This window comes from Burkholderia sp. 4M9327F10, assembly GCF_005503145.1.
Lineage (GTDB): Bacteria > Pseudomonadota > Gammaproteobacteria > Burkholderiales > Burkholderiaceae > Paraburkholderia.
In genome coordinates this window covers 1-25,196 of record NZ_SCNV01000005.1, presented here as the reverse complement: position 1 = coordinate 25,196, position 25,196 = coordinate 1, and the positions used below count along the sequence as shown (strand labels likewise).

At 60.4% G+C, this 25,196-nt stretch carries 20 protein-coding genes; 13 read left to right on the top strand and 7 right to left on the bottom strand.

What is annotated here, in order from left to right; genetic code table 11:
* The first annotated feature begins 14 nt into the window (after positions 1-14).
* The 6 genes from FFS45_RS07185 to FFS45_RS07160 all read left to right on the top strand — a co-directional run bounded on the left by FFS45_RS07185 (position 15) and on the right by FFS45_RS07160 (position 7,464).
* The gene (locus tag FFS45_RS07185; RefSeq protein ID WP_249362702.1) at positions 15-1,148 is read left to right on the top strand and encodes a cytochrome c biogenesis protein CcdA; all 1,134 of its coding nucleotides are present in this window, start codon (positions 15-17) and stop codon (positions 1,146-1,148) included.
* Positions 1,149-1,167: 19 nt separating this feature from the next.
* On the top strand, positions 1,168-1,707 hold the full coding sequence (locus tag FFS45_RS07180) for a protein-disulfide reductase DsbD domain-containing protein (protein WP_171029596.1): 540 nt from the start codon (positions 1,168-1,170) through the stop codon (positions 1,705-1,707).
* A gap of 93 nt (positions 1,708-1,800) precedes the next feature.
* Positions 1,801-2,697 carry a TlpA disulfide reductase family protein gene (locus FFS45_RS07175; RefSeq protein WP_137954023.1) on the top strand — a complete coding sequence of 299 codons (897 nt, stop codon included), beginning with the start codon at positions 1,801-1,803 and terminating at the stop codon, positions 2,695-2,697.
* A gap of 164 nt (positions 2,698-2,861) precedes the next feature.
* Entirely contained in the window at positions 2,862-5,084 is a 2,223-nt protein-coding gene (locus tag FFS45_RS07170) for a cytochrome c biogenesis protein ResB (RefSeq protein ID WP_137954022.1), read from the top strand.
* Positions 5,085-5,088: 4 nt separating this feature from the next.
* Entirely contained in the window at positions 5,089-6,303 is a 1,215-nt protein-coding gene (gene ccsB, locus FFS45_RS07165) for a c-type cytochrome biogenesis protein CcsB (protein WP_137954021.1), read from the top strand.
* Positions 6,304-6,609: 306 nt separating this feature from the next.
* A complete protein-coding gene (locus FFS45_RS07160) occupies positions 6,610-7,464 on the top strand; it encodes a methyltransferase (protein WP_249362701.1) in 855 nt (284 codons plus the stop codon).
* 304 nt (positions 7,465-7,768) lie between these two features.
* On the opposite strand, the gene FFS45_RS07155 is transcribed toward FFS45_RS07160, so the two are convergent.
* Positions 7,769-9,028: a type II restriction endonuclease gene (locus tag FFS45_RS07155; RefSeq protein ID WP_137954020.1), complete on the bottom strand. Its 1,260-nt coding sequence runs from the start codon at positions 9,026-9,028 to the stop codon at positions 7,769-7,771.
* Positions 9,029-9,989: 961 nt separating this feature from the next.
* On the opposite strand from FFS45_RS07155, the gene FFS45_RS07145 reads away from it, so the two are divergent.
* From FFS45_RS07145 to FFS45_RS07125, 5 genes are all read left to right on the top strand, one after another.
* The gene (locus FFS45_RS07145) at positions 9,990-11,195 is read left to right on the top strand and encodes a permease (RefSeq protein WP_137954019.1); all 1,206 of its coding nucleotides are present in this window, start codon (positions 9,990-9,992) and stop codon (positions 11,193-11,195) included.
* 23 nt (positions 11,196-11,218) lie between these two features.
* Positions 11,219-11,617, top strand: a complete 399-nt coding sequence (locus tag FFS45_RS07140; RefSeq protein ID WP_137954018.1) for a DUF305 domain-containing protein — start codon at positions 11,219-11,221, stop codon at positions 11,615-11,617.
* 281 nt (positions 11,618-11,898) lie between these two features.
* The gene (locus tag FFS45_RS07135) at positions 11,899-13,206 is read left to right on the top strand and encodes an Nramp family divalent metal transporter (RefSeq protein ID WP_137954017.1); all 1,308 of its coding nucleotides are present in this window, start codon (positions 11,899-11,901) and stop codon (positions 13,204-13,206) included.
* 5 nt (positions 13,207-13,211) lie between these two features.
* Complete coding sequence (locus FFS45_RS07130) at positions 13,212-15,080, top strand: DUF3857 and transglutaminase domain-containing protein (RefSeq protein WP_137954016.1); 1,869 nt, start codon at positions 13,212-13,214, stop codon at positions 15,078-15,080.
* 155 nt (positions 15,081-15,235) lie between these two features.
* Entirely contained in the window at positions 15,236-16,234 is a 999-nt protein-coding gene (locus FFS45_RS07125; RefSeq protein ID WP_137954015.1) for an NAD(P)/FAD-dependent oxidoreductase, read from the top strand.
* A 91-nt stretch (positions 16,235-16,325) separates the two neighbouring features.
* Here FFS45_RS07125 and FFS45_RS07120 read toward each other — a convergent pair whose 3' ends face one another.
* Both FFS45_RS07120 and FFS45_RS07115 read right to left on the bottom strand, forming a co-directional pair.
* Positions 16,326-17,501, bottom strand: coding sequence for a YncE family protein (locus tag FFS45_RS07120; RefSeq protein ID WP_137954014.1), 1,176 nt, complete (start codon positions 17,499-17,501; stop codon positions 16,326-16,328).
* Positions 17,502-17,561: 60 nt separating this feature from the next.
* A complete protein-coding gene (locus FFS45_RS07115) occupies positions 17,562-18,377 on the bottom strand; it encodes a creatininase family protein (RefSeq protein ID WP_137954013.1) in 816 nt (271 codons plus the stop codon).
* A gap of 478 nt (positions 18,378-18,855) precedes the next feature.
* Between FFS45_RS07115 and FFS45_RS07110 the strand changes: the two genes are divergently transcribed.
* Entirely contained in the window at positions 18,856-20,733 is a 1,878-nt protein-coding gene (locus FFS45_RS07110) for a DUF3857 and transglutaminase domain-containing protein (RefSeq protein WP_137954012.1), read from the top strand.
* A 572-nt stretch (positions 20,734-21,305) separates the two neighbouring features.
* Here the strand turns inward: FFS45_RS07110 and FFS45_RS07105 are convergent.
* Positions 21,306-21,563 (bottom strand): DUF4148 domain-containing protein, encoded by a 258-nt coding sequence (locus tag FFS45_RS07105; protein WP_137954011.1) that lies wholly within the window; start codon positions 21,561-21,563, stop codon positions 21,306-21,308.
* A 71-nt stretch (positions 21,564-21,634) separates the two neighbouring features.
* Here FFS45_RS07105 and FFS45_RS41625 point away from each other — a divergent pair, with 71 nt between their 5' ends.
* Entirely contained in the window at positions 21,635-21,790 is a 156-nt protein-coding gene (locus tag FFS45_RS41625; RefSeq protein WP_171029595.1) for a hypothetical protein, read from the top strand.
* 19 nt (positions 21,791-21,809) lie between these two features.
* On the opposite strand, the gene FFS45_RS07100 is transcribed toward FFS45_RS41625, so the two are convergent.
* The 3 genes from FFS45_RS07100 to FFS45_RS07090 all read right to left on the bottom strand — a co-directional run bounded on the left by FFS45_RS07100 (position 21,810) and on the right by FFS45_RS07090 (position 24,800).
* Positions 21,810-22,751 (bottom strand): CopD family protein, encoded by a 942-nt coding sequence (locus FFS45_RS07100; RefSeq protein ID WP_137954010.1) that lies wholly within the window; start codon positions 22,749-22,751, stop codon positions 21,810-21,812.
* Positions 22,752-22,863: 112 nt separating this feature from the next.
* The gene (locus FFS45_RS07095; RefSeq protein WP_137954009.1) at positions 22,864-23,289 is read right to left on the bottom strand and encodes a DUF4148 domain-containing protein; all 426 of its coding nucleotides are present in this window, start codon (positions 23,287-23,289) and stop codon (positions 22,864-22,866) included.
* Between the two features lie 1,223 nt (positions 23,290-24,512).
* Entirely contained in the window at positions 24,513-24,800 is a 288-nt protein-coding gene (locus tag FFS45_RS07090) for a DUF4148 domain-containing protein (RefSeq protein WP_137954008.1), read from the bottom strand.
* Between the last annotated feature and the right edge of the window lie 396 nt (positions 24,801-25,196).

Here is a 25,196-nt window from a genome sequence, read left to right as displayed (position 1 = left end):
AGGCGCCGCTTGCCGTGGCCGCAGGCGTACTCCTCAACCTGACACCGTGCGTGTTACCGGCTATTCCCATCAAGGTGCGCGCCATCCTGCGCGAAGCCGGCGGAGGCTTGGGTGCGCGCCTGCTGTCAGCCGGCCTGTTCACCGCCGGATCGGTGCTCTTTTTCTCGATCCTTGGACTCTCTACGGCGCTCCTGCATCTGCAGTGGGGCGTCCTGTTCCAGTCGCGCATTCTGCTGATCGTGCTCAGCGCGCTGCTGCTGGCGCTGGCCATGATGAATTTTTCGGGCAGAGGGCTGCCGGTCCCCGCTAGGGCCGCGTCGATGCGGGGTGCCCGATTTCTCGAACCGTTTGTTTCGGGACTGGCCGGCGCGTTGCTTTCGACACCTTGCACCGGTCCCCTATTGGGCGGCGTTCTGGTGTTCGCGCTCACGCAGCCGGTAGCCAATATTGTGACCATTTTCGTCTCGATTGGCGTCGGCCTTGCGCTGCCCTACGCAGGATTGATTCTTCACCCCAAGTTGCTCCAGCGGCTGCCGCGCGCCGGCGCGTGGTCTGATGTCGTTCGGCGTAGTTTCGGCTGGGTCCTGCTGGGCGCGGCGCTTTTCTTTGCGCAAAGCGTGTTGCCGGCCGCGGCGGGACCGTTCCTGTGGTTCGCGTTTCTTGCCGGGCTGCTGGTCTGGACCGCTCATGCGTTCTGGCGGGCTCAGGATCGCGCCGCACGCCGCGCGGTGGCGATCTTCGGCGTCATTGCATGCGGATTGGTCTACGCGGGCGTAAGTCCCGGATCCTCTGCGGCACATGTCGTCGCGTGGCAACGTCTGGAGGCGTCCGATGCCACGAAGCTGTCAGCTCTTGGCCGCCCAGCCCTGGTCGAGTTTACCGCTCAATGGTGTATCAACTGCAAGATCCTGGAAAGCACGGTGTACCGCGACAGTGACGTCATCCAAGCCATCCGTTCCCGCGGCGCCGTTGCGTTCCAGGTCGATCTGACGCGACCCAATCCTGCGCTTGAGCGCCTGCTTGCCTCTTACGGCGGCGCAGGCTTGCCGTTTCTCGCGATCCTCGACAGTCGGGGCCGGGTAGTCCAGCAGTTTTCCGGCCTGTTTACGGGCGGAAGTCTTATCAATGCGCTAACGGATGTCAAATAGCAGGTGAACCATTGTGAACATGAACTCCAGGACCACCAGGATATCTTTTGCCCTGACGTTGCTTGCAGTGGCAGCCATCGTTGCATGGAGCCGGTATCCGGAATTTCGCGATGTAGTGACTTTCTGGGATACGCGAGCACAGAATTCATCTTCCCCAATCTTTTCCGCCGCATCCCGTGGCGGAATTGGCGACTCTTCTAAACAGGTCACGGCGTCGTTCGAAAACGTCGCCCGCGGCGCCGAGGTGATACTCCATATTCGGTCGAACTGGCATGTCAACGCCAATCCTGCGTCGCTCGATTATCTGATCCCCACAACAATCTCCGTCGAACAGGGCGGCGAAGTACGTCCGGTTACCGCGCAATATCCAGCGGGCGTGAACAGCGGGATTCACGTAGATGGTCAGGAACTCAAGGTCTACGAGGACGGAACGCGCATCCCCCTGTCAAATGTGCCCAACGCGGCAGACGCCCGCCTGACAGTTCGCGCGCAAGCCTGCAGGACTGATGGTGTGTGCTTGCCGCCCGCGGACATCCCGGTACCGAGGAATATGCGCTAGCTCGGCACCGGTTGCTTTGCGCCTCACGGGTCCCGATCAAAACGAAGTCAGGGTTATGCACGCACATCCCCTGACGCCCGACTAGAGAAATCCATGGTAACGCTGCTTGGCATAAACATCTCCTTCGACCGGCTGATTTTTTTCGCGGCGTTTTTTTCTGCAACGTGCCTGCTCCGGATTGTCAGCCGAAAGTCAAAGCATCCGTCGGTGTACAGGTACAGCGCGCTGCTCGACGAAGCCGCGGTTTGCGGGTTGCTCGTCGCGCGGCTGGGTTATGTCGCTGGACACATGGACGCGTATCGCGCACATCCGTATGAAGTCCTGTTTTTCTGGCTGCCAGGGTATGCGCCTTTATATGGCCTGGCCGGAGGGCTGACGTGGGCGCTGCTTCGGATATGGCGAGGCAGGAGAACACATACGCCCAGTCTGCGAGTGTTAGCCACGGCGGCGCTGCCTCTCGTCATCGCGTTGCTATATTTGAGCGTCCAGACCTGGGAGAATCCCACCGGGAAAGATTCCCAGATTGCCGACGCGCTGAACAACCTGCCGATGACCGGTACAGACGGGCAGCCACTCATTCTGCAGAACCTCAAGGGGCACAGCATCGTTGTCAATTTGTGGGCGAGTTGGTGCGTACCATGCAGGATGGAACTGCCGATCCTGCAGGATGCTTCGCAACGGCTCCAAAAATCCGGGCTGATCGTCGTCGGCCTCGATCTCTACGAGGCACGGTCGCAAGCCCTGGCGTTCGCCAGCGCCCGTGGCGTAACGTATGTGATCGCATCGCCCATCCATTCATCGGAAACGACACGAACGCAGATCGATCGCCTCATCAATTTCATTGGCTCCAATGTGATTCCGGTTTCGATTTTCATCGACGCTTCCGGGAAGGTCAGAGCCGTACTGCCTGGCATACTTTCACCCGGAACCATTGACGACTGGGTGCGCAGGTACTCAGCATCAGCCCGTGAAAGGAATGCCTCGACCTGACCTTCTGCACGAGGTCAGATCTGCAAGGAAGGTCGTTCGCCGAAATCAGATTGCCGGATTCTCCAGGAAGAAATGGACGCTCAGTCACAAGGAAGGGATGCGATGACGAAAAAAATAAATCTGCCGCGCAAGTATACGATTCATCTTGCAACACCGGAGCCCGTATGAATGCGGTTAATTCAGTGCGGAGGCCAAAAGTCACCAGGCGGGCATGGAGCAATACGCTGGATTTGCTAGGCTCGATGCGATTTGCCATCAGTCTGCTGGTCATTCTCTCCATCGCCAGCATCATCGGCACGGTGCTCACGCAGGACGATCCCTATCCCAACTACGTCAATCAGTTCGGCCCATTCTGGGCGGATATTTTCCGTTCGCTCGGCCTGTACACCGTCTACAGCTCGTGGTGGTTCATGCTGATCCTCGGTTTTCTGATGGTGTCGGTGTCGCTGTGCGTGATCCGCAATGCGCCGAAGATGATCGCGGACGCGAAGAGCTGGAAAGACAGGGTTCGCGAAGGCAGTCTGCGCGCGTTCCATCACAAGGGCGAGTTCGCAGTGCACGGCACCCGCGCGAAGACCTCGGTGGTGCTCGCGACACTGTCGGCGAAGCTCGGCTACAAGTTCGTCACGCGCGAGTCGGAAGGCGCGACGCTGATCGCCGCCAAGCGCGGCGCGCTGACCAAGTTCGGGTACATCTCCGCGCACATCGCGATCGTCGTCATCTGTCTGGGCGGTCTGCTCGACAGCAACCTGCCGATCAGGCTGCAGATGTGGCTGTTCGACAAGTCGCCGATCCGCAGTAACACGGTGATCAACGAGATTCCGCCGGAACATCGTCTGTCGCAATCGAATCCGACATTTCGTGGCTATGCGTGGGTGCCGGAAGGGCAGCATGTATCGACGGCAATTCTGAATCAGCCGGACGGCTCGCTAATCCAGGATCTGCCGTTCTCGATTGAGCTCAACAAGTTCATCGTCGACTACTACTCGACCGGCATGCCGAAGCTGTTCGCGAGCGACATCGTCGTGGTCGACCATAAGACCGGCGCGCGCGTGCCGGCGCGGGTCGAAGTGAACAAGCCGTTCACCTACGACGGCGTGTCGATCTACCAGTCAAGCTTCCAGGACGGAGGCTCGCACATGCAGATGACCGCGTGGCCGATGACGGGCGCAAGCGGAAAGACCACACCGTTCGGCGGCGTGATCGGCAACTCGGCGCCACTTAACGCGCCGATCGCCGGCGCCGACGGCCAGACGATTGAATTCGCCGACTTCCGCGCAATCAATGTCGAGAACGTTTCGAATGGCAGCGGCGCCAATGACGCACGCGGCGTGGCAGCGCATCGCACACTGAAAGAAGCGTTCGACGAGCGCCTCGGTTCCGGTGCGAAGACCTCGAAACCGATGAACATGCATAACGTCGGCCCATCGGTGCAATACAAGGTGCGTGACAAGGACGGCCAGGCGCGCGAGTACAACAACTACATGCTGCCGGTGGACGTGGCCGGCGAGCGGATGTTCCTCGCGGGCATGCGTAACAGTCCGAATGATCCGTTCCGCTATCTGCGCATTCCGGCCGACGCTGGCGGTACCGTCAAGGAATGGATGAACCTGCGCGCCACGCTTGAAAATCCGGCCATGCGCGCCGCAGCGGCGCACCGTTTCGCGCTGCGTTCAGCGCCGGGTTCCAATCCGGAACTCCGACAGCATCTCGAAGAGAGCGTGCTGCGTGCACTGACGCTTTTTGCGGGCGCCGACAACAGTATCAAGATGCCGAACGGCCAGACCGTCGGTGGTTTCCAGGCAATTGCCGGTTTTATCGACCATTCGGTGCCGAAGGGCGAGCAGGAAAAGGCCGCTGGCCTGCTCCTGCGTATGCTGGAAGGCGCGACATGGGATCTATGGCAGTTGTCGCGCGAGCAGCTCGGCGAACCGGATGCGCAGGCCAACGCGGACGAAAGCCGCTTCATCCAGAGCTCGATCAATGCAATATCCGACAGCTTTTTGTATGGATCGCCGGTCTACTTGCAGCTGGACTCATTCAAGGAAGTGCAGGCTTCGGTATTCCAGCTGGCGCGCGCGCCGGGCAAAAAAGTCGTGTATCTTGGCAGCCTGCTTCTCGTGTTAGGCATCTTTTCGATGTTCTACGTCCGCGAACGGCGCCTCTGGTTCTGGCTCAAAGATACCGATCACGGCACGAATGTCGTGATGGCGATGTCGAGTGCGCGCAAAACACTCGATTTCGAAAAGGAGTTCGTCCAGACGCGCGACGCTGTCGGCGCCGCGCTGGGCGCCAAACTCACTGAAGCATCCGACACCGCCGGCGCCTCCGACAAACCCGGCAATGCCGGCGCGCCGTCCGCACGCTCACAAGATTCGACCCGGTAAGATCATGGACCTGACTCAGGTTTCTTCATCCTCCTCTTCGTCACCCTCGCGGCCCCCCAGGGCGTTCGCGAGCGAGACACTCAACGTCGCGCAGTATGACGACCGGCCGTTTCTGAAACGGCTCGGTATCGCCGACTGGCTGTTCGCCGTCGTGATGGTTGCGGGCGCGGGGTTCGCGCTGTCGCGCTATCACCCGTTCATGAATTACTACGACAAACTGGTGCTGTGCCTGGCGGTGCCGGTGTTCGTCGTGCTCGGCTGGCGCTGGAAGCCCGTGCGTCCACTAATCGCCGGTATTGCGGCGCTGTCGCTGCTGGCGATCCAGATCTATCACGGCGATCTCAGCCGCGCGGATAATGCGTTCTTTCTGAAGTATTTCCTGTCGAGCCAGTCCGCGATTCTGTGGATGAGCGCGCTCTTCGTGTTCGCCACCGTCTTCTACTGGATCGGTCTGCTGTCGCGTTCACCGACCGGCGCCGCGATCGGTTCGAAAATGACGTGGGCCGCCGTGGTGATGGGCTTCGTCGGTTTGATGGTGCGCTGGTACGAGTCGTACCTGATCGGCGCGGACGTCGGGCATATTCCAATCTCGAACCTGTACGAAGTGTTCGTGCTGTTCAGCCTGATTACCGCGCTGTTCTATCTGTACTACGAGCAGCACTACAATACGCGTGCGCTCGGCGCATTCGTGCTGCTGGTGATCGGGGCGGCGGTCGGCTTCCTGATGTGGTATTCGGTTTCGCGCGACGCGCAGCAGATCGAGCCGCTCGTGCCCGCGCTGCAAAGCTGGTGGATGAAGATCCACGTGCCGGCCAACTTCATCGGCTACGGCAGCTTTGCGCTGTCGGCGATGGTCGGCGTCGCGTATCTCGTCAAAGAGCGCGGCGTGCTGGCGGACCGTCTGCCGCCGCTCGACGTGCTCGACGACCTGATGTACAAGTCGATCGCCGTCGGTTTCGCGTTCTTCACGATCGCGACGATTCTCGGCGCGCTGTGGGCCGCCGACGCGTGGGGCGGCTACTGGAGCTGGGACCCGAAGGAAACGTGGGCGCTGATCGTGTGGCTGAACTACGCGGCGTGGCTCCATATGCGCCTGATGAAGGGTCTGCGTGGTGCGGTGGCGGCATGGTGGGCGCTGACCGGCCTGCTGGTGACGACCTTCGCGTTTCTTGGCGTCAACATGTTCTTATCTGGATTGCATAGTTACGGAAAACTTTGAGTGGAATTGTGGCGGCTGGACGTCTCACCAATGTCTCGAATATCAGACGCACCGAAGCACGGCTCAATGAGAATGAACGCGAAGGTCCGGGCACAACAAGAGAGGGAGATGGTCCGTGCCCGCCCTCCTTCAAATGTGAAGCAGACACCCGGCACTGTGTCATCGCTTTTCGCCAGGCAAGCGAGACAGGCGCAGTTGCTACGCAATCGAAAAGGATTCCAGGCGCGTATCCATGTAGGCGAGGACGGATACTGAGCGATTTGCAGAAAACGACATTATCTGGCGACCATATAGGGAGCACGAGACTTGAAGCTAAAATCGGAAATAACACTGACACTCGCGATGTTGATTGCATCGGCGCCCATGGCGATCGCCTTCGCCGAAACCCCCAAAGGCGTCGATCAGGCATTGAAGGCAGCAATCGGCGGTTCACAGCGAACGCCCGCGTTCAGGCTTCGGGACAAATATCGACATCCGGTCGAAACACTCGAATTTTTTGGCATCCAGCCCGACATGAGGGTGGTTGAGGTCCTGCCCGGCAGAGGATGGTACACCGAGATTCTCGCCCCCTTTCTGAAAGAACATGGACAACTGATTGAGGCTACGCCGCCCGCAACAAGTGTCAATCCATTTTTCCGCAAGATGGCCGGCATGTACGGGAAAAAGCTTTCGGACAATCCGGATCTCTATGGAAACGTTGCGACGACGGCCTTCGAGCCTCCGGAATACATGCCGCTCGGCGGCCCGGAATCTGCCGACATGGTGGTGACGTTCCTCAATCTCCATGACTTCGTCTACTCCAACGCGCATAACGAGACAACGGACGCGATCGTGCAACGCTTCTTCCTGTCTGCCTATCAGGTACTGAAGCCGGGCGGAGTGCTGGGCATCGTCGAGCATCGGGCCAAGGCAGGCGAAAGCGTCGCCGACGCGATCACAAAGGGACGCGTTCCGCAAGACTATGCAATCCGCGCGGCGCGGCACGCAGGCTTCGTGCTGGCCGGTACGTCCGAAACCAATGCCAACCCAAAAGACGACGGTAGCTATCCCGTCTGGTACTTGCCGCCAACGCTGAAGCTGGGCGACAAGGACCGGGCAAAGTATCTTGCAATCGGTGAGAGTGACGACATGACCCTGCGTTTCATAAAGCCGGGGAATTGATGTCGTTACGGATGACGCCGACACCGGAGTTGATCGATGCCAACGTACTTGCGTGTGCGCTGTCACGGTGTCGGGGGCAATGTCTCGCCCCCGGCTGGTGCCGTTGAAGCGCGGCCGATTGGTCCCGATCGTCGCTCGGCGTGACGGGTAGACGGCATTTACCGACGGCACAATGTCGTCACGTTGAGCCTGGACCAACTCCTGGCTGCTCCGGCGTCGTCGCCGGTCAGGCCTGACTGCAAAGCCGCTCGTAATCGCGCAATTGCGACACATGGTATTGAGCGTCGTTCACGTTGACCGCACTTCAAAGCATCCTCGCAATGGCCTCAATCGGTTTCATACCCGCGCCGAAGCGGGCGATGTTTTCACGGTGCTCCTTGAGTGCACCGTACGGCAAATATTTGATGCCCAGTTCCGTAACGCGTGAAAACGCTGGTCGGGCAAGCTGGCTGCGCACATCCGCTTCTCGCGCGTCGGGCGCAACCAGGTATAGGTGCCTCTGCGCGGGCGTGACCGAACCGAGCGCCAGATCGAGCAGGCGAACGATGCCCGAGTAGATGGATGTCGTATGCTCGACCTCAAATGCGGCGACCACGGTCTGATCCGGATGCAGCCAGATGACGTCGATGAGTGGCACCGTGTCCGCCCCACTAATGCTGAGCGATGCGGGCAGTTCCGTTATGCAGCCGTCAACAAGCTTTCCGCCTGCGTAGGAACGCGAGCGGTCATTGGTTGCAATCCAGACCCTGTACCCGAGCGAGTGACCCAGATCGCGTAACCAGCCCTGAACCTCGGTATGGGTCGCGTCCTGCTGCTGATTCGCTTCGAGTTGCCTGGCAAGCGTGGTTGATTGCGCGCGAACGGCCTCCAGATCCTTCAGCCAAGCCTGGCCCGACACAGTGTCGTCGACTGGTGGGGGCAGCGGATACCGATCCATGCCGACATCGAACAGGAACCCTGCAATCGCACCGAGATCGTTGGAGAGGAGTGACCGATGCTCGCGGTTCAACTCCAGGATGCCTTGTCGCATCGACAGATAGTGGTCCCAGCGCCCGAGTTTCACGTTCGCTCGAGTCACCGCGTTGAAGCCTCGCACAATCGCGGTGTTGAACGGACTGACGTGTGTGGGGTGAATGAAATACAGCAGATTGGCGACAGCCGGCCCCAGACCCTTGATCGCGTGCGAGTCCAGTATCCGGATTGCCTCGAGAACTTCATCTGCCTCGTTACAGCAATCGCACGCGTCCAGCGCTTTCCCGAACGCACGCTGGTTCACTGGATTCTCGTAAATGTCGGGGATACGCAGCTTGGGTTTCCACAGGAACGCGTGGTCTGCGCCCCTGAATATCTGGCGCTGCTCCGCGATCGAGGCGACGACGGTTTCGAGCGAGGAGCCCCGATAAGCGTTTCCGAAGGCGCCAGCGTTGATTTCCTTGACGACCTGCCGTATTCCTTGGCGGATGGAACGAAAATTCTTGAGCCGTTCAGGCCAGAGAAACCAAGTCTGGAACGTCCCCGCGGGGTCGGACTTCCAGTGCTCGATCAGCGTGTGGAGACTGTTCATAGGTTAGCGATTTGTAGTTTGGCAGCGAGTCTATCACTGCACATCCGCTGTCCGATCGTAGGCGCCTTTACCGATAGGCGAAGTCGAGGGTGGTGTGCATGCCAATCCGACGTGGTTGCGGGAGTTCAGGACGAACATTCGAGGATGTCGCGAAAGCGTTCAGCGTGGCTGCCAACATTGACCCGACACGCGAAGAAGCCTCAATCTCTCCAGCTTTTTCCTGGAGCATTCCCGAATTTTGGCGGCGGCGGTTCCGGCCAATCCCTGCGCAAGATTGGGGCGCCCACGGGTTCCTGGGCGTCCGTCTTCGGTTGAATCGCCGAAATATGCAGTCGTCGAGCCTGCAAAAAGTGACGTCAACACAAGCTCGCAGGGAACGCAGGTCCGTGTCTTGCTACGAGCAATTTCATCCGAACGTGCACTGACCAGGCAATGGCGCAAACCGTGGCGAAATGCCGCTTCGTCTTGACCTTCCCGCCGTGGGAACGCCCATGCTGAAAGTTCTGACTTGCGACCGGAGGAAAGCGGGGAACTCGAAGTTAGAGACATGTCATGAGCCGGTGCGTCAATTCGATTGCGAATGCGGTCGCCATCTCGACCGGCAACGACTCTGGAAACAGACGTCACCACGAAAATCGTGAAAGTCGATTCTGCCTTGCCTGAGGCAAGCGTTGTCGCTGCGATTAAAGCGGTGGAATTTCACCCAACGGTCCACGCGCAATCATATCGTCCGAGGGGAAGCCGGAATGTGGTTATCATTTGCACGCTGTTGCTCCGCGCACAATCGGGCGCGTGGCTCAAGTCGAAAATATCCACGCCCCTGGTTCGTCCAACGCGTCTATAACGGGATGACGAGGTCACCCTTAAGCTGATCAACGTCATGAAGGTACGGAAATCACCTCATGATGTGCCTCGATAGCCTGAGGTCGCTCGTAGAGAACCCCTCACGCAGGAGTTTGCGATGCAGATTGTCACTGCCCTGGGTCATGCCCTCTGGATGGGCTTCACCATGTTATGGCAGATTTTCTGGGGATTGAGTCTGGGCTTCCTGTTCTCTGCCGTGATTGAAGTCGTGGTCTCGAAGTCCGAGATGTCGAAGCTTCTGCCTGACGCGTCGCCACGGTCGCTGACTTTCGCCAGTCTGCTCGGCGCCGCGTCGTCCTCATGTTCGTATGCAGCGGTCGCAATGGCGCGGTCGATCGTGCGAAAAGGCGGCGATTTCACTTCAGCGATGGCGTTCCAGTTCGCGGCGACGAATCTAGTACTCGAACTCGGCGTATTGATGTGGGTCCTGATTTCCTGGCAGTTCGCAGCCGCTGAGTTCATCGGTGGCCCGATCATGATTGTCGTTCTGGTACTGCTCTTCCGGTTCTTTCTCAAGGATGCGCTGAAAAGCGAAGCTATCGAGCAGGCGGACAAAGGTATCGCCGGCAGCATGGAAGGTCATGCGGCCATGTCGATGGGCCAGCACGGAACCTGGAAGCAACGTCTATCATCCAGAGACGGGTGGATAGCAATCAGCCACAGCTACGTAATGAACTGGTCAATGCTGTGGCGCGACATCGGCATCGGGTTGCTCATCGCAGGCGCGCTCGGCGCCTGGGTGCCGGACAGCTTCTGGCAGAAGTTTTTTCTCGTCAGCCATCCAACGGCGGCAATGATCTGGGGCGCGTTTGTCGGCCCGTTGATTGCGGTTGCGTCGTTTACCTGCTCTGTGGGTAACGTGCCGCTCGCCGCAGTACTGTGGAACGGCGGTATCAGCTTCGGCGGTGTCGCTTCTTTCATCTTCGGCGACCTCATCATTCTTCCCATCCTCAACATCTACAGGAAGTACTACGGCGGCCGGATGACGGTGTTCCTTTCTGTGACCTTCTATCTTGCGATGGTTTCAGCGGCACTCGTGGTCGAAGCGCTGTTCCAGTCGCTCGGATGGGTCCCGACGCAGCGGCATACAGCAGTCGTCGACGCGGCGATAACCTTCAACTACACCGCCGTGCTCGACATCGTCTTTGGTGCCGTCTTCCTCGTCCTGACGGCCGTATTTTTCAGGACCGGCGGCCCTGAGATGATGAGGATGATGGAAGACGGTGAGCACGACCACGCTGCAGACGGACACCGCGGCTCGCATGACCATGCGCAGCATCAACATCGTAGTCACTCGGAATGATTTTTTCCACAAGGAGTTTCAAGATGAAAAACCTTCACGCGCTTCGTGCCCTTTGCCTTTGTGCTGGCTTTGTATTTGCTGGCGCCGCTCTGCCCGTCAACGCGCAGCAGGGCGCGTCGATGCCGGCAATGAGTATGTCCGGTTCGACAGATGCCCGGTCGGGCCCGTCAACGCAGGCCTTCAAGGACGCGGACCAGAAAATGATGAAGGATATGAGCGCGCCTTCATACACGGGCGACGCCGACAAGGACTTCGTGGCCCACATGATTCCCCATCACAAGGGTGCGGTCAGCATGGCGGAGGTCGAACTAAAATATGGCAAGGACCCGGACATGAAGCGGCTGGCCAGAAACATCGTCAAGGCGCAGGATGAGGAAATTGCGTACATGACGAAGTGGCAGGCAAAGCACAGCGCCAAGTAGTGGAGTACAGAGGCCTTCGCGCCGCACGATCCGGCGAAGCCACGCCCGGCGGTCAAGGACGGCTGCGATGACGTCCTGGTTGCACCCGCGCCCACTGCAACTCGTAACCCGGGTGCTGCGCGCATCGCTCGACTCAGGTGTCTGGGAGGTGCTCGTCGTCCGAACCAGGCGCATGGCAACTCTGGCGATGTTCCGGCTGCGTCATGCTGTTCGTGCTCAAAGTGATGCTGCGGCCGGGTGGCGGAACGGTTTTGCGTTGGACATAGCTGGAGTGGCAATGAATGGACGACCGTGCTCGTGAAAAAGACGCGCGCGCGACGCTGACGAAGCGAGCGACGCTGGCGATACGGGAGCGACTCGAAGGCAGAGGCGTTCGAGTCCTTCTGCCATTTTTCGGCCCGGCAGTAGTCGTCTCGATCGCCTACATGGACCCTGGGAACTTCGCGACGAACATCCAGGCTGGCGCGAAGTATGGCTACATGCTCCTCTGGGTCGTCCTGCTGGCAAATCTCATCGCAATGCTGTTTCAGGCGCTCTCCGCAAAGCTCGGGATCGTCACCGGGAGAAACCTCGCAGAACTTTGCCGTGACCACTTCCCCAGGCCGCTCGTGCTCCTCTTGTGGGGGATGAGCGAGGTGGCCGCAATGGCAACAGATCTGGCCGAGTTTCTGGGCGCAGCAATCGGCCTGTCACTGTTGTTTCACATGCCGCTGCTGGTCAGCATGGTTGTCACCGCGCTCGTGACCTATGCGCTTCTGCTGTTCGAGCGCGCTGGTTTCCGCCCACTCGAACTCGCAATTGGTGGGCTGGTCGGCGTAATTGGCCTGTCGTACCTGGCCGAGCTATTCATCGTACCGATCGCCTGGCCAGCCATCTTCGTGCATACGTTCTCGCCGCGCCTTCCGGATTCTGCGGCTCTCACGATTGCCGTCGGCATTGTCGGTGCGACAGTGATGCCACATGCATTGTTTCTCCATTCTGGGCTGACCCAGAATCGCGTGCGCCCAAAGACAGACGCACAATGCGCCACGCTGTTGGCATATTCGAACCTCGAGGTCATCATCGCGCTGTCAACCGCAGGTCTCATCAATATGGCGATGGTCATCATGGCCGCCGGAGCATTTCACGAGGGACATCGCGACGTCGCCGAAATCGAAACGGCGTACCATACATTGGGACCCCTGCTGGGCATCGGTGCTGCGGGCATTTTCCTCCTGGCGCTCATCGCGTCCGGGATATCGAGCTCAGTCGTGGGCACGATGGCCGGCCAGATGATTATGCAAGGCTTTATTGGCTTTCGTATCCCGCTCTGGATACGGAGAGTTGTGGTAATGGTGCCCAGTTTTGCCGTTGTCGGTTTCGGGGCGAACGCGACCAATGCGCTGGTTATTAGTCAGGTCGTGCTGAGTCTGGCGTTGCCGTTTCCGATGACGGCGCTGGTATGGTTCAGCGCCCAGCGGGATATCATGGGCATTCACAGGAACCGCGCGTTCACGACCATATTGGCCACGATCGCAGCCACTGTGGTCCTGTCGCTTAATGCGATTCTGCTCCTGCAAACCGTCGGAGTGACGCTTCCGTTGTCGTGAACATCATGCGCTCCCTTCTCGTCGTCTGCGTGCTCGCGATCGCCAGCGCACCCACCGTATATGCTGATGAAAGCGGAAATCCGGCCGCGCCCTCCACTATTGAAAGCGATGTGCACGTTTTCGTCGTGGCGGAGGACGGCACCGTGGCGGAAGACGACAACACGACGGTGCGGGCAAATACCGCGGCCGGCATCGAGGACATCGCGCAGCGCAATGTCTGGTTCGACCAGAATATGTCGCATGTCGAAATACTTGAGGCCTACACGATCGACAGGAACGGAATCCTGCACCCGGTAGCGCCGGGTCAGGTCCGCGACATCCAGGCGCCACGCTCCGGGGGTGCACCGACCTTCCAGGACGCCCGGCAGAGGTCGGTGATCTTTCCCGGCGTCGGCACCGGCTCGCGCATACACCTGAGATTTCGCAAGACGCAGTCGCGACCGGTCGTGGCGCGCCAGTTCAGCTATTACGTCGAACCGGACCGGGGACCGGTCGACAGCCAGAAGCTGATCTTCGATTTACCGGCGGACAAAAGACTTTACGCCGACGCACGCGGATATGCCGCGTTATCGCCTGTCACCGCCCACGGCCGAACCCGGTATGAGTTCGATTACAGCCGGGAGCACTACGATCGTATTGAAAACGGTGCGCTCGGGTACGCGACGTATGGGGACCGGCTAATGGTCTCGACCTTTCCCGACTACGCGGCTTTTGCTGCGAGCTACCGTGAACCTGCGGTCGACGCCACGGCCAACGACCCGTCCATTCGCGACCTTGCGCTATCACTCACGCAACAGGACGCCAATCCACGCACGAAGGCGAAAACGCTATACGACTGGGTGCGCCGGAACGTTCGCTATGTTTCGCTGTACGTGGGACAGAGCCCGGCGGCCCCGCACAAGGCGGTCGACATCCTCGCGAACCGATACGGCGACTGCAAGGACCACGTGGCTCTGTACGGCGCGCTCCTCGCGGCGGTCGGCATTAGCAGCGAGCCTGCCCTGATCAGTCTCGGTTCCGTGCACACGCTTCCGTCGGTACCCGGCTATGGCGCAAGCGCGATCAATCACGTCATCACGTGGTTGCCCGGGTTGGGCACCTACGCGGATACCACCACCTCGAATGTCGAGTTCGGCTACCTGCCGCTCGCGGACATGGACCGACCGACTGTCCTCATCGATGACGGCACGCTATCGCGTACGCCCGCTACTGAACCGCTCTCGCGCACGGCCCGCCTTCAGATCGATGTTGTGTCCGGCGGCGCAACCTCGTTCGCATACCGGGTCGAAGACGCGGGGTGGGGCGCGGAAATCGAGCGCACCAGCCTGCGGCTCGCGAGCGCGCAGCAGCGCGACCAGATTGCGGCGAACCGGTTGCGGCTCACGGGTTTGCGCGGCACTGCCACGCTGACGACCGGCAACGTCGACGCCACCGCCGGTCCGCTTACCACGACGCTGCGCGGCACCCTTGATGATGTCGTCTGGCCGACCGGCACGACCGCCGTGCCTGCCCTGACGAGCCTCTCCGGCGGCATCGCGACGCAGGTGAACAACGACCTCGCGGAGCGCACCCGCACGCAACCCTATCTCTGTACCGACGGCGAATGCGATGAGGTTGGCCAAATTACCCTGCCGAAAGAGATTCGCGTGGTCGATGTACCTGACAACACGGACATCAAGGATGGGGTTTTCGATTTCCGGTCGCGATATGTGTTCGACCCCTCCACGAACGTTCTGCAGGTGACGCGCCACCTGCGAACCGCTTTCGGCAGGCAGGTCTGCTCGCCCGCCGATTTTGCCACCGCGCGACCCACGCTCGAAAGGATCGAACGCGATGCGCAATCGCAGATCGTCGTGAAGGCAGCGCAGCACTGAAGCCACGGCGTCGTTAACCGCTTTGATTGCACGGCGGCGGACCCTGAGGGATTCCTGGAGTCAACGCCAGACGCTTCAAAAACGCGCCCGATAACCTCAAAGTTTGCGCTCGGGCCGTGACACGTCCAACCCTCAATACCCTTCGGGAGAAGAAAATGAGTAAAGAACTTGAGTTAGAAAGCGTCGATTGCCTGGTGATCGGTGCGGGGGTGGCGGGACTTACCGCGGCGATCTATCTGGCTCGCTTTCGGCGCAGCATTACAGTCGTTGATGCTGGCCAGAGCCGGGCCTCCGTGATTCCCCTTTCCCACAACTGCCCGGGATATCCGGACGGTATCGCCGGCCCCGATCTGCTTGCGCGGCTGCGCGCACAAGCTTCGCGTTATGGGGTTAGCATCGTTGCCGGAACCGTGCAAAATCTCAGCATGCAGGAGGATCGAACATTTCTTGCATTGACCGAGTCCACACGCATCCAGGCCAGAAAAGTGCTGCTCGCCACCGGTGTCATCGACGTCGAGCCCGCTTTTCCCGGGCTGGTTGACGCCGTTCACCGGGGCTTGGTCCGCCATTGCCCCATTTGCGATGGCTACGAGGTAATCGGCAAGAAAGTGGCAGTCATCGCGCAAGACACGGAGGCCGTGAAAGAAGCGCTGTTCATTCGCACCTACACTGCGGACCTGACGCTGTTTACCCTTGGACACAGCGCTGCATTTTCTGACGAAGACCGCCAGAAACTGAAAACCGCCGGAGTCACCGTGATCGAAGAGGGAATTCCCGCGCTACGCATGGAGGGAGACCGCATCGCTGCGCTCCAAACGCTCTCTGGCAAGGAGTACGAGTTCGATTCTGTCTACTCCGCGCTGGGAGACACGGTAAGGTCAGATCTCGCCTTGTCCCTTAACGCGGACCACGCGCCTGACCGAACCCTGATTGTTGATCAACACATGGCGACATCCGTCGCCGGTCTGTATGCCGCCGGCGACGTGGTGCATAGTCTCGATCAGATCGCTGTGGCCTTCGGGGAGGCCGCCACCGCTGCCACGGCTATGCACGATTGTCTGAATGCGGAGGGTTGGGCGGCCGGAGACCGGGCCCGCGCAGGTAACGTGGAGCATTCGCCACCGGATGACCAGACGATGCGCAAAAGCGGATGATGGCAGTTGCGCATAGAACAACACGCGCGCCCTCATGGCGCGTGCTAACGGGGGGCTGCACGCAATCGCTGCTCGTCCCGGCGTCTCCTGGTCAGCGCATGTTCCCCGTGTGCCCAAGCGAATACCGGCCGGGTTGCGGCCAGACCGTGAGTCCATGCGGTTCCATGCCGACCGGAATGCCTTTTACGGTTCCTGCGGTCGTATCGATCGCATAAACGACATCGTCGTACCGGCCGGACAGCCACAGCGTCCTGCCATCGGGGCTGACATTGCCCATATCCGGACTGCCACCGCCCGGAATCGGCCAGGTCGCCACGACTTTGCGTGAGGCGAAGTCGAGCACCGACACACTGCCCTTGCCGTGACGCGGACCGTGAACCAGATTGGAGCCTCGATTGGCGATGTACAGGCGGGTGCCATCGCGGCTCGGATACAGACCGTGCGTGCCGACACCGGTCTTGATGAAGCCAATCTTCGTGAAGCTGTCGCCGTCGACCACGAAAACGCCATCAGCCCTCATGTCGGCAACATAGAATACCTTGCCGTCCGGCGAGATACGGATGTCCTGCGGCATGCCCTTCCTGTCGAGTTGAAGATAGCCCACGACCTTCCGTTTGACCAGATCGATTTTTGCCAGCTTCCCGCCGAATTCACAGGTGAACAGGACGTACCTGCCGTCGATCGAGAAGTCGGCGTGATTGATGCCTTTGCACTCCGGTACCGGAAGGCTCGATTTCAGCGCCATCGTATGCGGATCGCGAAAGTCCAGTCGCGCGTGCGCTTCCGCTACCACGATCGCATCCCTGCCATCCGGCGTGAAGTACATGTTGTAGGGGTCATCAACCATGATCTCCTTGCCGGGCTTGCCCGTCTTCGGATCGACCGGTGTCAGGCTGCCGTCAGTGCGGCCCTCGGCATTGTTGGCCACCCACAGCGTCTGCAGGTCCCATGAAGGGACGACGTGCTGTGGGCTATAGCCGACACGGAACCGGTCGACTACCTTGAACGTCGCGGGGTCGATCACATAGACGTCGTTCGAGCGCAGATTGGGCACATAGATCCGTGGCAATGCATTCTTGACAGCCGGACTGAAATGACCGGCGCCCGCTTCACCGTACAGATTGCTGGCGTTCACCAACGGAGGCATGCCCGCGACAGTATTGGGAGTCGGGGCAGCCGATACGCTAGCCGCGATGGACAAACCGGCCAGCGCGGCACCGACAGACCGCGCAAGTCGCGAGAAGAAGCGACGGGAGCGTGAATACATGATGAGTTCCGTTATTCAGTGAAATGATGGTGGAAGATGAACCTGATCCTGCCGCGAACGTCACCGGCTCACGGTGTCTTTCCTGATGGCATTGACCGTTTTCGACACGATAGCCTCGATGCCCGGCTCGCCAAGTCCGGCAGTCGAGCGTCGGGGGTCCCCGCCATAGACGCCGTCGGCGGGTCCGGGTTTCGGCGCATTCTTCAATTGGCTCTGCCGTACCATTTGCGGCGCCACCGCGAGCAGCAGCGACGTATCCGCAAGACCCGCATGCGTGCCGATCTCGTCATCACGGTAGCCGCGTTGACGCAGGATCTGTGCGTAGCCGTCCGAACTAGCCCCATAGTATTCAGGCGGGTCGAATGCGCGCGCGCCCGAGCCTGCCCAGGCCTTGTTTAACTGCCCGACCGCACGCCGGATGTCGTTCTGGTAGCCGCCGTGATCGCCCAGAAAAACAATGTTCCTGAAACCGTGGACCCTGAAGCTGTTCGCGACGGATTCCAGTGTTTTTTCGAACACATCGTCCGGCACCGTGGTGGTGCCGGGGAAACGCATGTGCGAGGTCGGCGGCGCATAGCCGCCCTCCGGCACGTAGGCGATGACCGGCGCGACCAGCGCATTGCCGAGTTCTTCGGCAATGCGTTGCGACAGCACCTTTACGCGCGCATTGTGCTTGCCGAGTGCGACATACGGACCGCTTTGCTCGGTGCCGCCAATGGGGACAAGCATGGTCGTCTTGCCGGCCTGAACCTCTTCACGCAGTTCGGTCCACGTCAGGTCATCCAGGAATACTGTCTTCGGTGTTTGTGCAAAGACGGCATGCGAGGCAGTCAGAAAAATGAAGGAAACGAATGCTTTTCGTAGTGTTGGATGCATGAGGGTTATTCCTGACACTTGCTGCAAACTGGCTGTAATGTAAGTCCGGTTGAAACGCCGCGTTGCGCGGTCCTTCGGTCGGGCACCATGCTGCCAGATTTTGCTCGCGTTGTGCGCCCATCATTAGCAAAACGGGTCATTCTCACGACGGTTGGCAACGCCAGCCTGACCGTCCAGATGCGATCGTCATGACAGGTCACTGCCAGCACACATCACGGTTTCGCAATTACACCTGGCCATGCTTGCCCGTCCTGCGGCGCCAGGGTCGATAATGACGTGTGTCAGGAAAAAGGGGGGAAACCTGAAGTCCGCTCGGCCGACATAAGGACGGTTGCGGTGACGCTCGCCCGAGCCCATCGACCGGCATCCGGCCGGCGGTACGAACGGCCCTTCCCCAATGCCGCACCACTGGTGCGCTGGCGGCGCTGCTTCATGCACGGGATTGCCCTCTGATGGTCACCCGCGCTGCGAGGAGGCGATGTACGCATTCGTTCGATTTTTCTGCATGGCGTGCGCGATGGCGCACGGCGCGAGCGCATTCGCCACCATGCTCAACGAAGACAACGAGGCGCCGTCGGCGCTGGAGAACGACGTGCATGTCTTCGTCGTCCAGCACGACGGTTCCGTCGAGGAGCACGACGACTCGACGCTGCGCGCAAATACCGCGAGCGGCGTCGACGATATCGCGCAACGTTATATCTGGTACAACAAGGATATCGAGAGGGTCGAACTGCTCGCGGCCGAGACCATTGGCCGCGACGGCGTGGCGCATACGGTTGGTCCGGAAGCGATCCGCGACGTGCAGGAACCGCGCTCCGCCGGCGCGCCGACCTTCCAGGACGGCGTGCTGCGCACGGCGATCTTTCCCGGCATCGAGGCCGGTTCGCGCACGCGTCTCGTGTTCCGCAAGGCGCGTGCGAAGCCGCTTCAGGCGGGACTCTTCAGTTATTTCGTCGAGCCTTCGCGTGAGCCAGTCGAAAGCCAGCGCCTGATCTTCGACCTGCCCGACGACGTGCCGCTTTACGCCGACGCACGCGGTTACGTCGCGCTAGCGCCCGTCACGTCAAACGGTCGCACGCGCTACGAATTCGACTACCGCCACGGCCCATATCCACCGATCGAAAGCGGCGCCGTCGGATACGCGACTTACGGCGACCGGCTGATGGTGTCCACCGAACCCAATTTTGCGTCGTTCGCAGCGCGCTATCGTATCGCGGCCATGGACCCGAGCGTGGGCGACCCCGCGGTCGTGCAGCTCGCGCAATCGCTGACAGCGAACGCGGCGGACCCGCGCGCGAAAGCTCGGGCAATTTATGACTGGGTACGTCTGAATGTGCGTTACGTAGCGCTCTTTCTCGGCGAGACGGCGGCGGTTCCGCACAAGGTGACCGACGTACTGCGGAATCGCTACGGCGATTGCAAGGATCACGTTGCGCTCTTTGGCGCGCTGCTCGCCGCGGTCGGGATACGCAGCGAACCGGTACTACTGGGTCTCGGTCCTGTCTATACGTTGCCGTCCGTGCCTGGTTACGGCGCAAGCGCGATCAATCACGCAATTGTCTGGATACCAGACCTCGGCCTGTATGCCGATACGACTGTAGGCGGTGCCGAATTCGGCTACCTGCCGGCGAGCGTTATGGATCGGCCGGCGCTGCTGGTGGACCAAGGCGTGCTCTCTCGCACGCCCCCAGCGCAGCCGCGGGAGCGTGTTGCGCGCCTGCAGATCGAAGTTGCGCCCAGCGGCATGGCCGACTATACCTATCACGTCGAGGACGCCGGCTGGACAGCTGAACTGGAGCGCAACATGTTCCGGCGTGCGACACGCGAGCGCGCACGACAGATTGCGACCGACCGCCTGCGGCAGACCGGGCTGCACGGCACGGCGCAGATTCGCACCAGCGAACTCGACGCGACGGGGGGGCCGTTTGACACATCCATAGCGGGCTCTCTCGATCATTTCGTGTGGCCAGCCGGGACGACCGCCCTGTCCGCGCTGTCAAGCCTGTCAGGCGGTATCGCGACTCAGGTGCAGGGCTGGCTCGCCGAGCCGGTACGCACGCAGCCCTATGTTTGCATGGATGGCGACTTCGTCGAGACGGCGCAGATCGCGCTACCCGGGATCGTACGCGTGACCGTCCTGCCTGAGGATACGAGGGTGCAGGATCGCTTCTTCGATTTCGAATCGCACTATGTCTTCGATCCGGGCACGCAGGTCGTGCAGATCACGCGCAGGCTGCACGCGCGCTTTGCGCATCAGATGTGTTCGCCGGACGATTCTGGCGCCGCGCGTGCGTCGCTGGAGCGCATTGAGCGCGACACGCTGGCGCAGATCGTTGTGCGGGCAAAGAGCCGTTGAAATGGGCCGCGCAAAAGACCGAGGAGCCAGCTTGCGTTCATTCAGTCATGAGCAATGAGGCAGCCCTCTGCCCCTTCCAAAGACTAACGTTTGATTGCACGATCCTTATCGATCAAAGGTTCGCATATCCTCCTATGGCGAGAAAGCCGACGAGCCGCCAGGCCCAGGTGCTAGCGGTCCTTAACGCGAGGACCGCCGGCTTCAGCATGATCGGACGATCCACCTGGGATGCCCCCGCGCCGGTTGCACCTATCTGGGCGGACAGTTCGTTTTGACATGCAAACTCTGGCAAGGATATGTTTTGGGTAGCTGCACCGCCCTCGCTGCACTCGGACTGGCATCATCGCTACTTACGACGCTTGACTCTTTTGTCGCGACGGAATTCGCGCAGCCGGCAAGCACCACTGCCAGACCCGATATCACGGCGACTCTACTCCACGCAAGAGATGGCATATGTACTCGACAAAAAGGGAGAATGGGTTGCAACACAGCTGTCAAGGTTGACTAGCCCGCCGCGCGTGAGCGCCGCTGATGCGAGCGACCGCGCTCCGTCATCAGACTGCCCGGCAGGGTCAGTTTGCATTTCCAGGCGGCACAATGTCGTCGCGTTGAGGCTGACTCGCATCCAGTTGTGCCTGCTCGCGCGTCTTTCCCCCCGGCGAAGCCCGACCTCCCGGCGCGCGCGATCCCGATGTCGACGTATTCGCGTTATGTTTCACGGTGGAGAAACCGGCCGTTGCGGCCTTCGGGTAGTCGTGATCTGCGTCCGCATGAGCGGAAGTAGCAAGCGTCGCAAGAATAACGGCGCTCGCGGAAAGTTGAATTTTCATATGTCCCCTCCAGAACAGCGCCAGAACCGGCGATAACAGTTCCGACTGCCTTTCATTCTGGATGGCGGCGTATGAACGGGACATGGCGTGGATATGACCTTTTGGTCATCTTCATCTCGGACGAGTTGGCCCCGCCGCTGGCGACGCCGGCCCGCTGCAGCCGAAGCCAGATAAGGCCGGGTGGTGCCTTCATCGAGCTCGCGGCGATGACCATCTGCGTGGACTGAAGAACTTTTTTGGTGCGATCTATGACGTACCGGGTAATGGACTGGAAACCAGGATCGCAGCCGCGACCAGCACGCTGACCAGCACCGCCGACTCGATGTGCAGGACGGTGGCGAAACGCTTCAGCGGTCGCACGGATGACGCCGATGCGGTGTCCTTCAGCGACGCCATCAGCCCGGGCATTTCAAAGAATCGGTTGTGTCCGCCAAGCGCAGCGGCGATGAATACGAAGGCAAGCTTCAGCAGCAGCACCTGCCCGTAGGTCGAGTCCAGCAGATTGCCAGGCGAGTTGACGCCGCGCCAGCCGTTGTACGCGCCGGTAATGAACAGGACGATCAGCGCAAATGTCGCCGTGTCCGACAGCGACTGGATGAACGCTGCGCTATTTGTTCGCTCGTTTCCCGGTGCCCTGAAGAAACGTGGCACAACCACATAGGTCGCGACCAGCACGAGGCCGACCCAGGCACTGATGGCCAGCAGGTGAATCCAGTCCGCCCATACCGGCACGCTGAACACGCCGGCGTCGACCGGGTGCCCTGCGTTGCTTCGCGTCATCGCAAAGCCCGCGAGTGCGAGCCACAGCACCGGCTGAAAGCGGATGCTGCCCGCTCGCGGCGCCAGTGAGATGCCGGCTACGCATAACAGGAACACGGCGCCGGCAGCCCAGGTGTGGCCATAGCTGGTTCCCTCAAGCATCGAGCGTACGGCTGGCCACGCGTCGGCAAGTGTCGAGTCGCTCATCAACGCGCAATGAATCCAGAACTCAGACACCGATGCCAGAAGCGCAACGACCGCTGCAACGCGAAATGCCCGCGTCAGCCGGCGACTGACGCCCGCCTGCCAGGCGGACGGCGAACGGGCCAGCCACCGTTCGCTCAGCAGTGCACCGACGAGTACCGCAAAGCCGAGGTTGTGCAGCGCAACGGATGCGAGCCGCAAAACGCCGAGGAAACCGTCGTTCATCATTTCACCTTCAAAGTGTATGTGCCCCTGCCCGTCAACTGTGTCACGACACGAATGACGGGCAGGAAGTACGCCGGACGCGGCCCGCCATTCCCCCTCTTTCTGCACGGACTCACTGCCCGCTTGCCGTCACCTGATCGCTCCCGCGCCGAGCCTGCTCAATCTGCTGGAATCGGGCTCGATTGCGCGCGATGGTTGCGGCGCTAGGCGGATAGTCGTTTTTGCTAACCGGAGCGAGACCCGCTCGCTCCGCTTCCAATAGCTCCGCACGAACCTGTGCCCGCGTCTTGCCGTAGTCCGTCGTACGACCGACTGCGAGGGGGTCTTGTGCCGTAGCGGTCCGACCCGCCACGTCCGTCGCATCGGTCGCGACAGAGGCTGGCGCCGCCGACTGAGGGCCAGACACCGGGTTCGTGTGTGGGTATTGGTTACGCCCCGATCCGCTATGACCACCACCGCCACCGGCGAACGCCGTGACAGCGGCCGACAGAAGCAAGGTTGCGAAGACCGAGCGTTGGATCAGAATGAGATGTTTCATCATTGACTCCGTGAATAGACAAAAGCGCAATGCGCGGCGCGCATTGACGGCACGAGCGAACGAAGTGCCAAAGCGCGGACGATAGTCCCGCGGCTGCGACTTCGGCGGCTTATGAATAAATTGCGAAGGGTTCCAGCCAGATCCAGTTGGGGCGGCTGTTCGATGTGGGCGAAGTTGGCGTTGATCGTGGACACGTCAGCGATCCCGCGTTGTCTGAACGAGGCCAACCTGTACGGATGAAATCGTCCGTCCCCAACCGTCGAACTAAAGCACGTCCAATGTCAGTTGCCAGGGGTCAATTGCGAAACACCTGGAACAGGATGCGAGCGGGGAGAGAAGCGGTAAGGAGAAGGGGCTGCGGCCGCGTCGGCAAGCGTGGGTGAATGGCTAGCGCAGGTATCGTGGAGCCGCCCCAAATCAGCGGCATCCAGACGAGCGGCGACGGCTTTGATCGTGTGACACGACCGGGCTGTGCCGGATTGTCGCAGTGGCCGTGCCAAACTGCGGCGGTCTGGTGATCGTGCAGATCAACATGTCCATCAGAGGCCATGGCCACTACCGCTTGACTCGTTGGGGTGGAATGCCGCGTCATCGCACAGGCATACGCCGCCACCCACAGTTGGCTGAAGAACACCACAACGAGTAGCGTTACAGCACAAAACGTATGTTTGGCGTCGCGGCGCATGATAGGGTGTCAACCCGCCTGATCCGCATCGAGTGAGGCGCGCTGCAAGTCTGGGAGTGACAAGGTCGCCTCCCCGAACTCGCTCGCGGCCGGCGCGCCAGACTCTTCCGTCGGGTACCCGGATTGCCTTGCTGCCTCGTTCGTTGCTGTTGCGCACCACATTTTTTCACCTCAACTCAACGATAGAACCGAGTCCTTACTCTCCCGCCACTGGCCTGTGAAGGGAAAAGCCGTCAGGTTCTTCCTGACCGCACTCGCATTGTGCAGACGGACGATGAAGCGTGGCATGGGTCAACACCCTACCGATGCGGTAGGAAACCCCATCGAAGGTTTCCTGATCCTGCGGGTGTCGGGCTCGGCGTCAGCCAATGGTTTGTTAATGCGGCAGCTGGCTTGAGACGCCCCCAGGCAGATTGGGATCGTCGCGGCTTTTCCGTGATGCGAGAACAGCACGCAGAGCCGCTCGACACGATGCACGGTGGCACGCTTTAAGGCTGCATCCGTCTGGCCAGATGCAGCCGAACCGAAACCATGTCACTCAGTGTGACAGACGATAGAGTTCCTGATTGCGCCTAATCGTTTCGGCACCCGGCGGATAGTCGTTCCTCCGGAATGGCAGAAGGCCGTCTTTCTGCGCCTGAATCAGTTCGGCATTAACTTCGGCACGTGTTTTACCACGCGCGCCGGACGAATAGGTGCCGTCCGCGACGCCACCCACGGCGCTATCGGTGCCGGTCGCACCAGCGGACTGGTAGTTGGCGTCTGCAAAGGCCGGCACAGCCGCGGCGATACCGATAACAGCAAGAAGGACGGTAAGCAGCTTCATTCAATTACTCCGTTTCAGTGTTTGACGGAGTCAGTTTAGGTATCGGTCTCTGACAGGACCGTGGCCAGCAGATGAACAATTCGTCAGATACTCACGACGTGCACGAACGCGTTGCCCCATGCGGCTAGATGTCTTCACACAGGACTCCCAAAGATACTCCGACGAACCTCATTGAAGTGCAGAGCGCATGGGCATAAAAAAAGGACCCGGACACAGCGTCGGATCCCGTAAAAGATGGTCGTTGCCTGAAATCAATCAAGGCCGGGTGGCGCCTTCATCGAGTTCGCGGCGATGACCATCTGCGTGGACTGAAGAACTTTTTTGGTGCGATCTATGACGTACCGGGTAATGGACTGGAAACCAGGATCGCAGCCGCGACCAGCACGCTGACCAGCA

Bases quoted from the DNA above. Each gene is read 5' to 3' on its own strand.
- FFS45_RS07095 (WP_137954009.1), bottom strand. From the start codon at position 23,289: ATGAAACATCTCATTCTGATCCAACGCTCGGTCTTCGCAACCTTGCTT.
- FFS45_RS07120 (WP_137954014.1), bottom strand. From the start codon at position 17,501: ATGTATTCACGCTCCCGTCGCTTCTTCTCGCGACTTGCGCGGTCTGTC.
- FFS45_RS07145 (WP_137954019.1), top strand. From the start codon at position 9,990: ATGCAGATTGTCACTGCCCTGGGTCATGCCCTCTGGATGGGCTTCACC.
- FFS45_RS07170 (WP_137954022.1), top strand. From the start codon at position 2,862: ATGAATGCGGTTAATTCAGTGCGGAGGCCAAAAGTCACCAGGCGGGCA.
- FFS45_RS07115 (WP_137954013.1), bottom strand. From the start codon at position 18,377: ATGCATCCAACACTACGAAAAGCATTCGTTTCCTTCATTTTTCTGACT.
- FFS45_RS07130 (WP_137954016.1), top strand. From the start codon at position 13,212: ATGCGCTCCCTTCTCGTCGTCTGCGTGCTCGCGATCGCCAGCGCACCC.
- FFS45_RS07135 (WP_137954017.1), top strand. From the start codon at position 11,899: ATGGACGACCGTGCTCGTGAAAAAGACGCGCGCGCGACGCTGACGAAG.
- FFS45_RS07125 (WP_137954015.1), top strand. From the start codon at position 15,236: ATGAGTAAAGAACTTGAGTTAGAAAGCGTCGATTGCCTGGTGATCGGT.
- FFS45_RS07155 (WP_137954020.1), bottom strand. From the start codon at position 9,028: ATGAACAGTCTCCACACGCTGATCGAGCACTGGAAGTCCGACCCCGCG.
- FFS45_RS07175 (WP_137954023.1), top strand. From the start codon at position 1,801: ATGGTAACGCTGCTTGGCATAAACATCTCCTTCGACCGGCTGATTTTT.
- FFS45_RS41625 (WP_171029595.1), top strand. From the start codon at position 21,635: ATGAACGGGACATGGCGTGGATATGACCTTTTGGTCATCTTCATCTCG.
- FFS45_RS07100 (WP_137954010.1), bottom strand. From the start codon at position 22,751: ATGAACGACGGTTTCCTCGGCGTTTTGCGGCTCGCATCCGTTGCGCTG.
- FFS45_RS07090 (WP_137954008.1), bottom strand. From the start codon at position 24,800: ATGAAGCTGCTTACCGTCCTTCTTGCTGTTATCGGTATCGCCGCGGCT.
- FFS45_RS07180 (WP_171029596.1), top strand. From the start codon at position 1,168: ATGAACTCCAGGACCACCAGGATATCTTTTGCCCTGACGTTGCTTGCA.
- FFS45_RS07105 (WP_137954011.1), bottom strand. From the start codon at position 21,563: ATGAAAATTCAACTTTCCGCGAGCGCCGTTATTCTTGCGACGCTTGCT.
- FFS45_RS07110 (WP_137954012.1), top strand. From the start codon at position 18,856: ATGTACGCATTCGTTCGATTTTTCTGCATGGCGTGCGCGATGGCGCAC.
- ccsB (WP_137954021.1), top strand. From the start codon at position 5,089: ATGGACCTGACTCAGGTTTCTTCATCCTCCTCTTCGTCACCCTCGCGG.
- FFS45_RS07140 (WP_137954018.1), top strand. From the start codon at position 11,219: ATGAAAAACCTTCACGCGCTTCGTGCCCTTTGCCTTTGTGCTGGCTTT.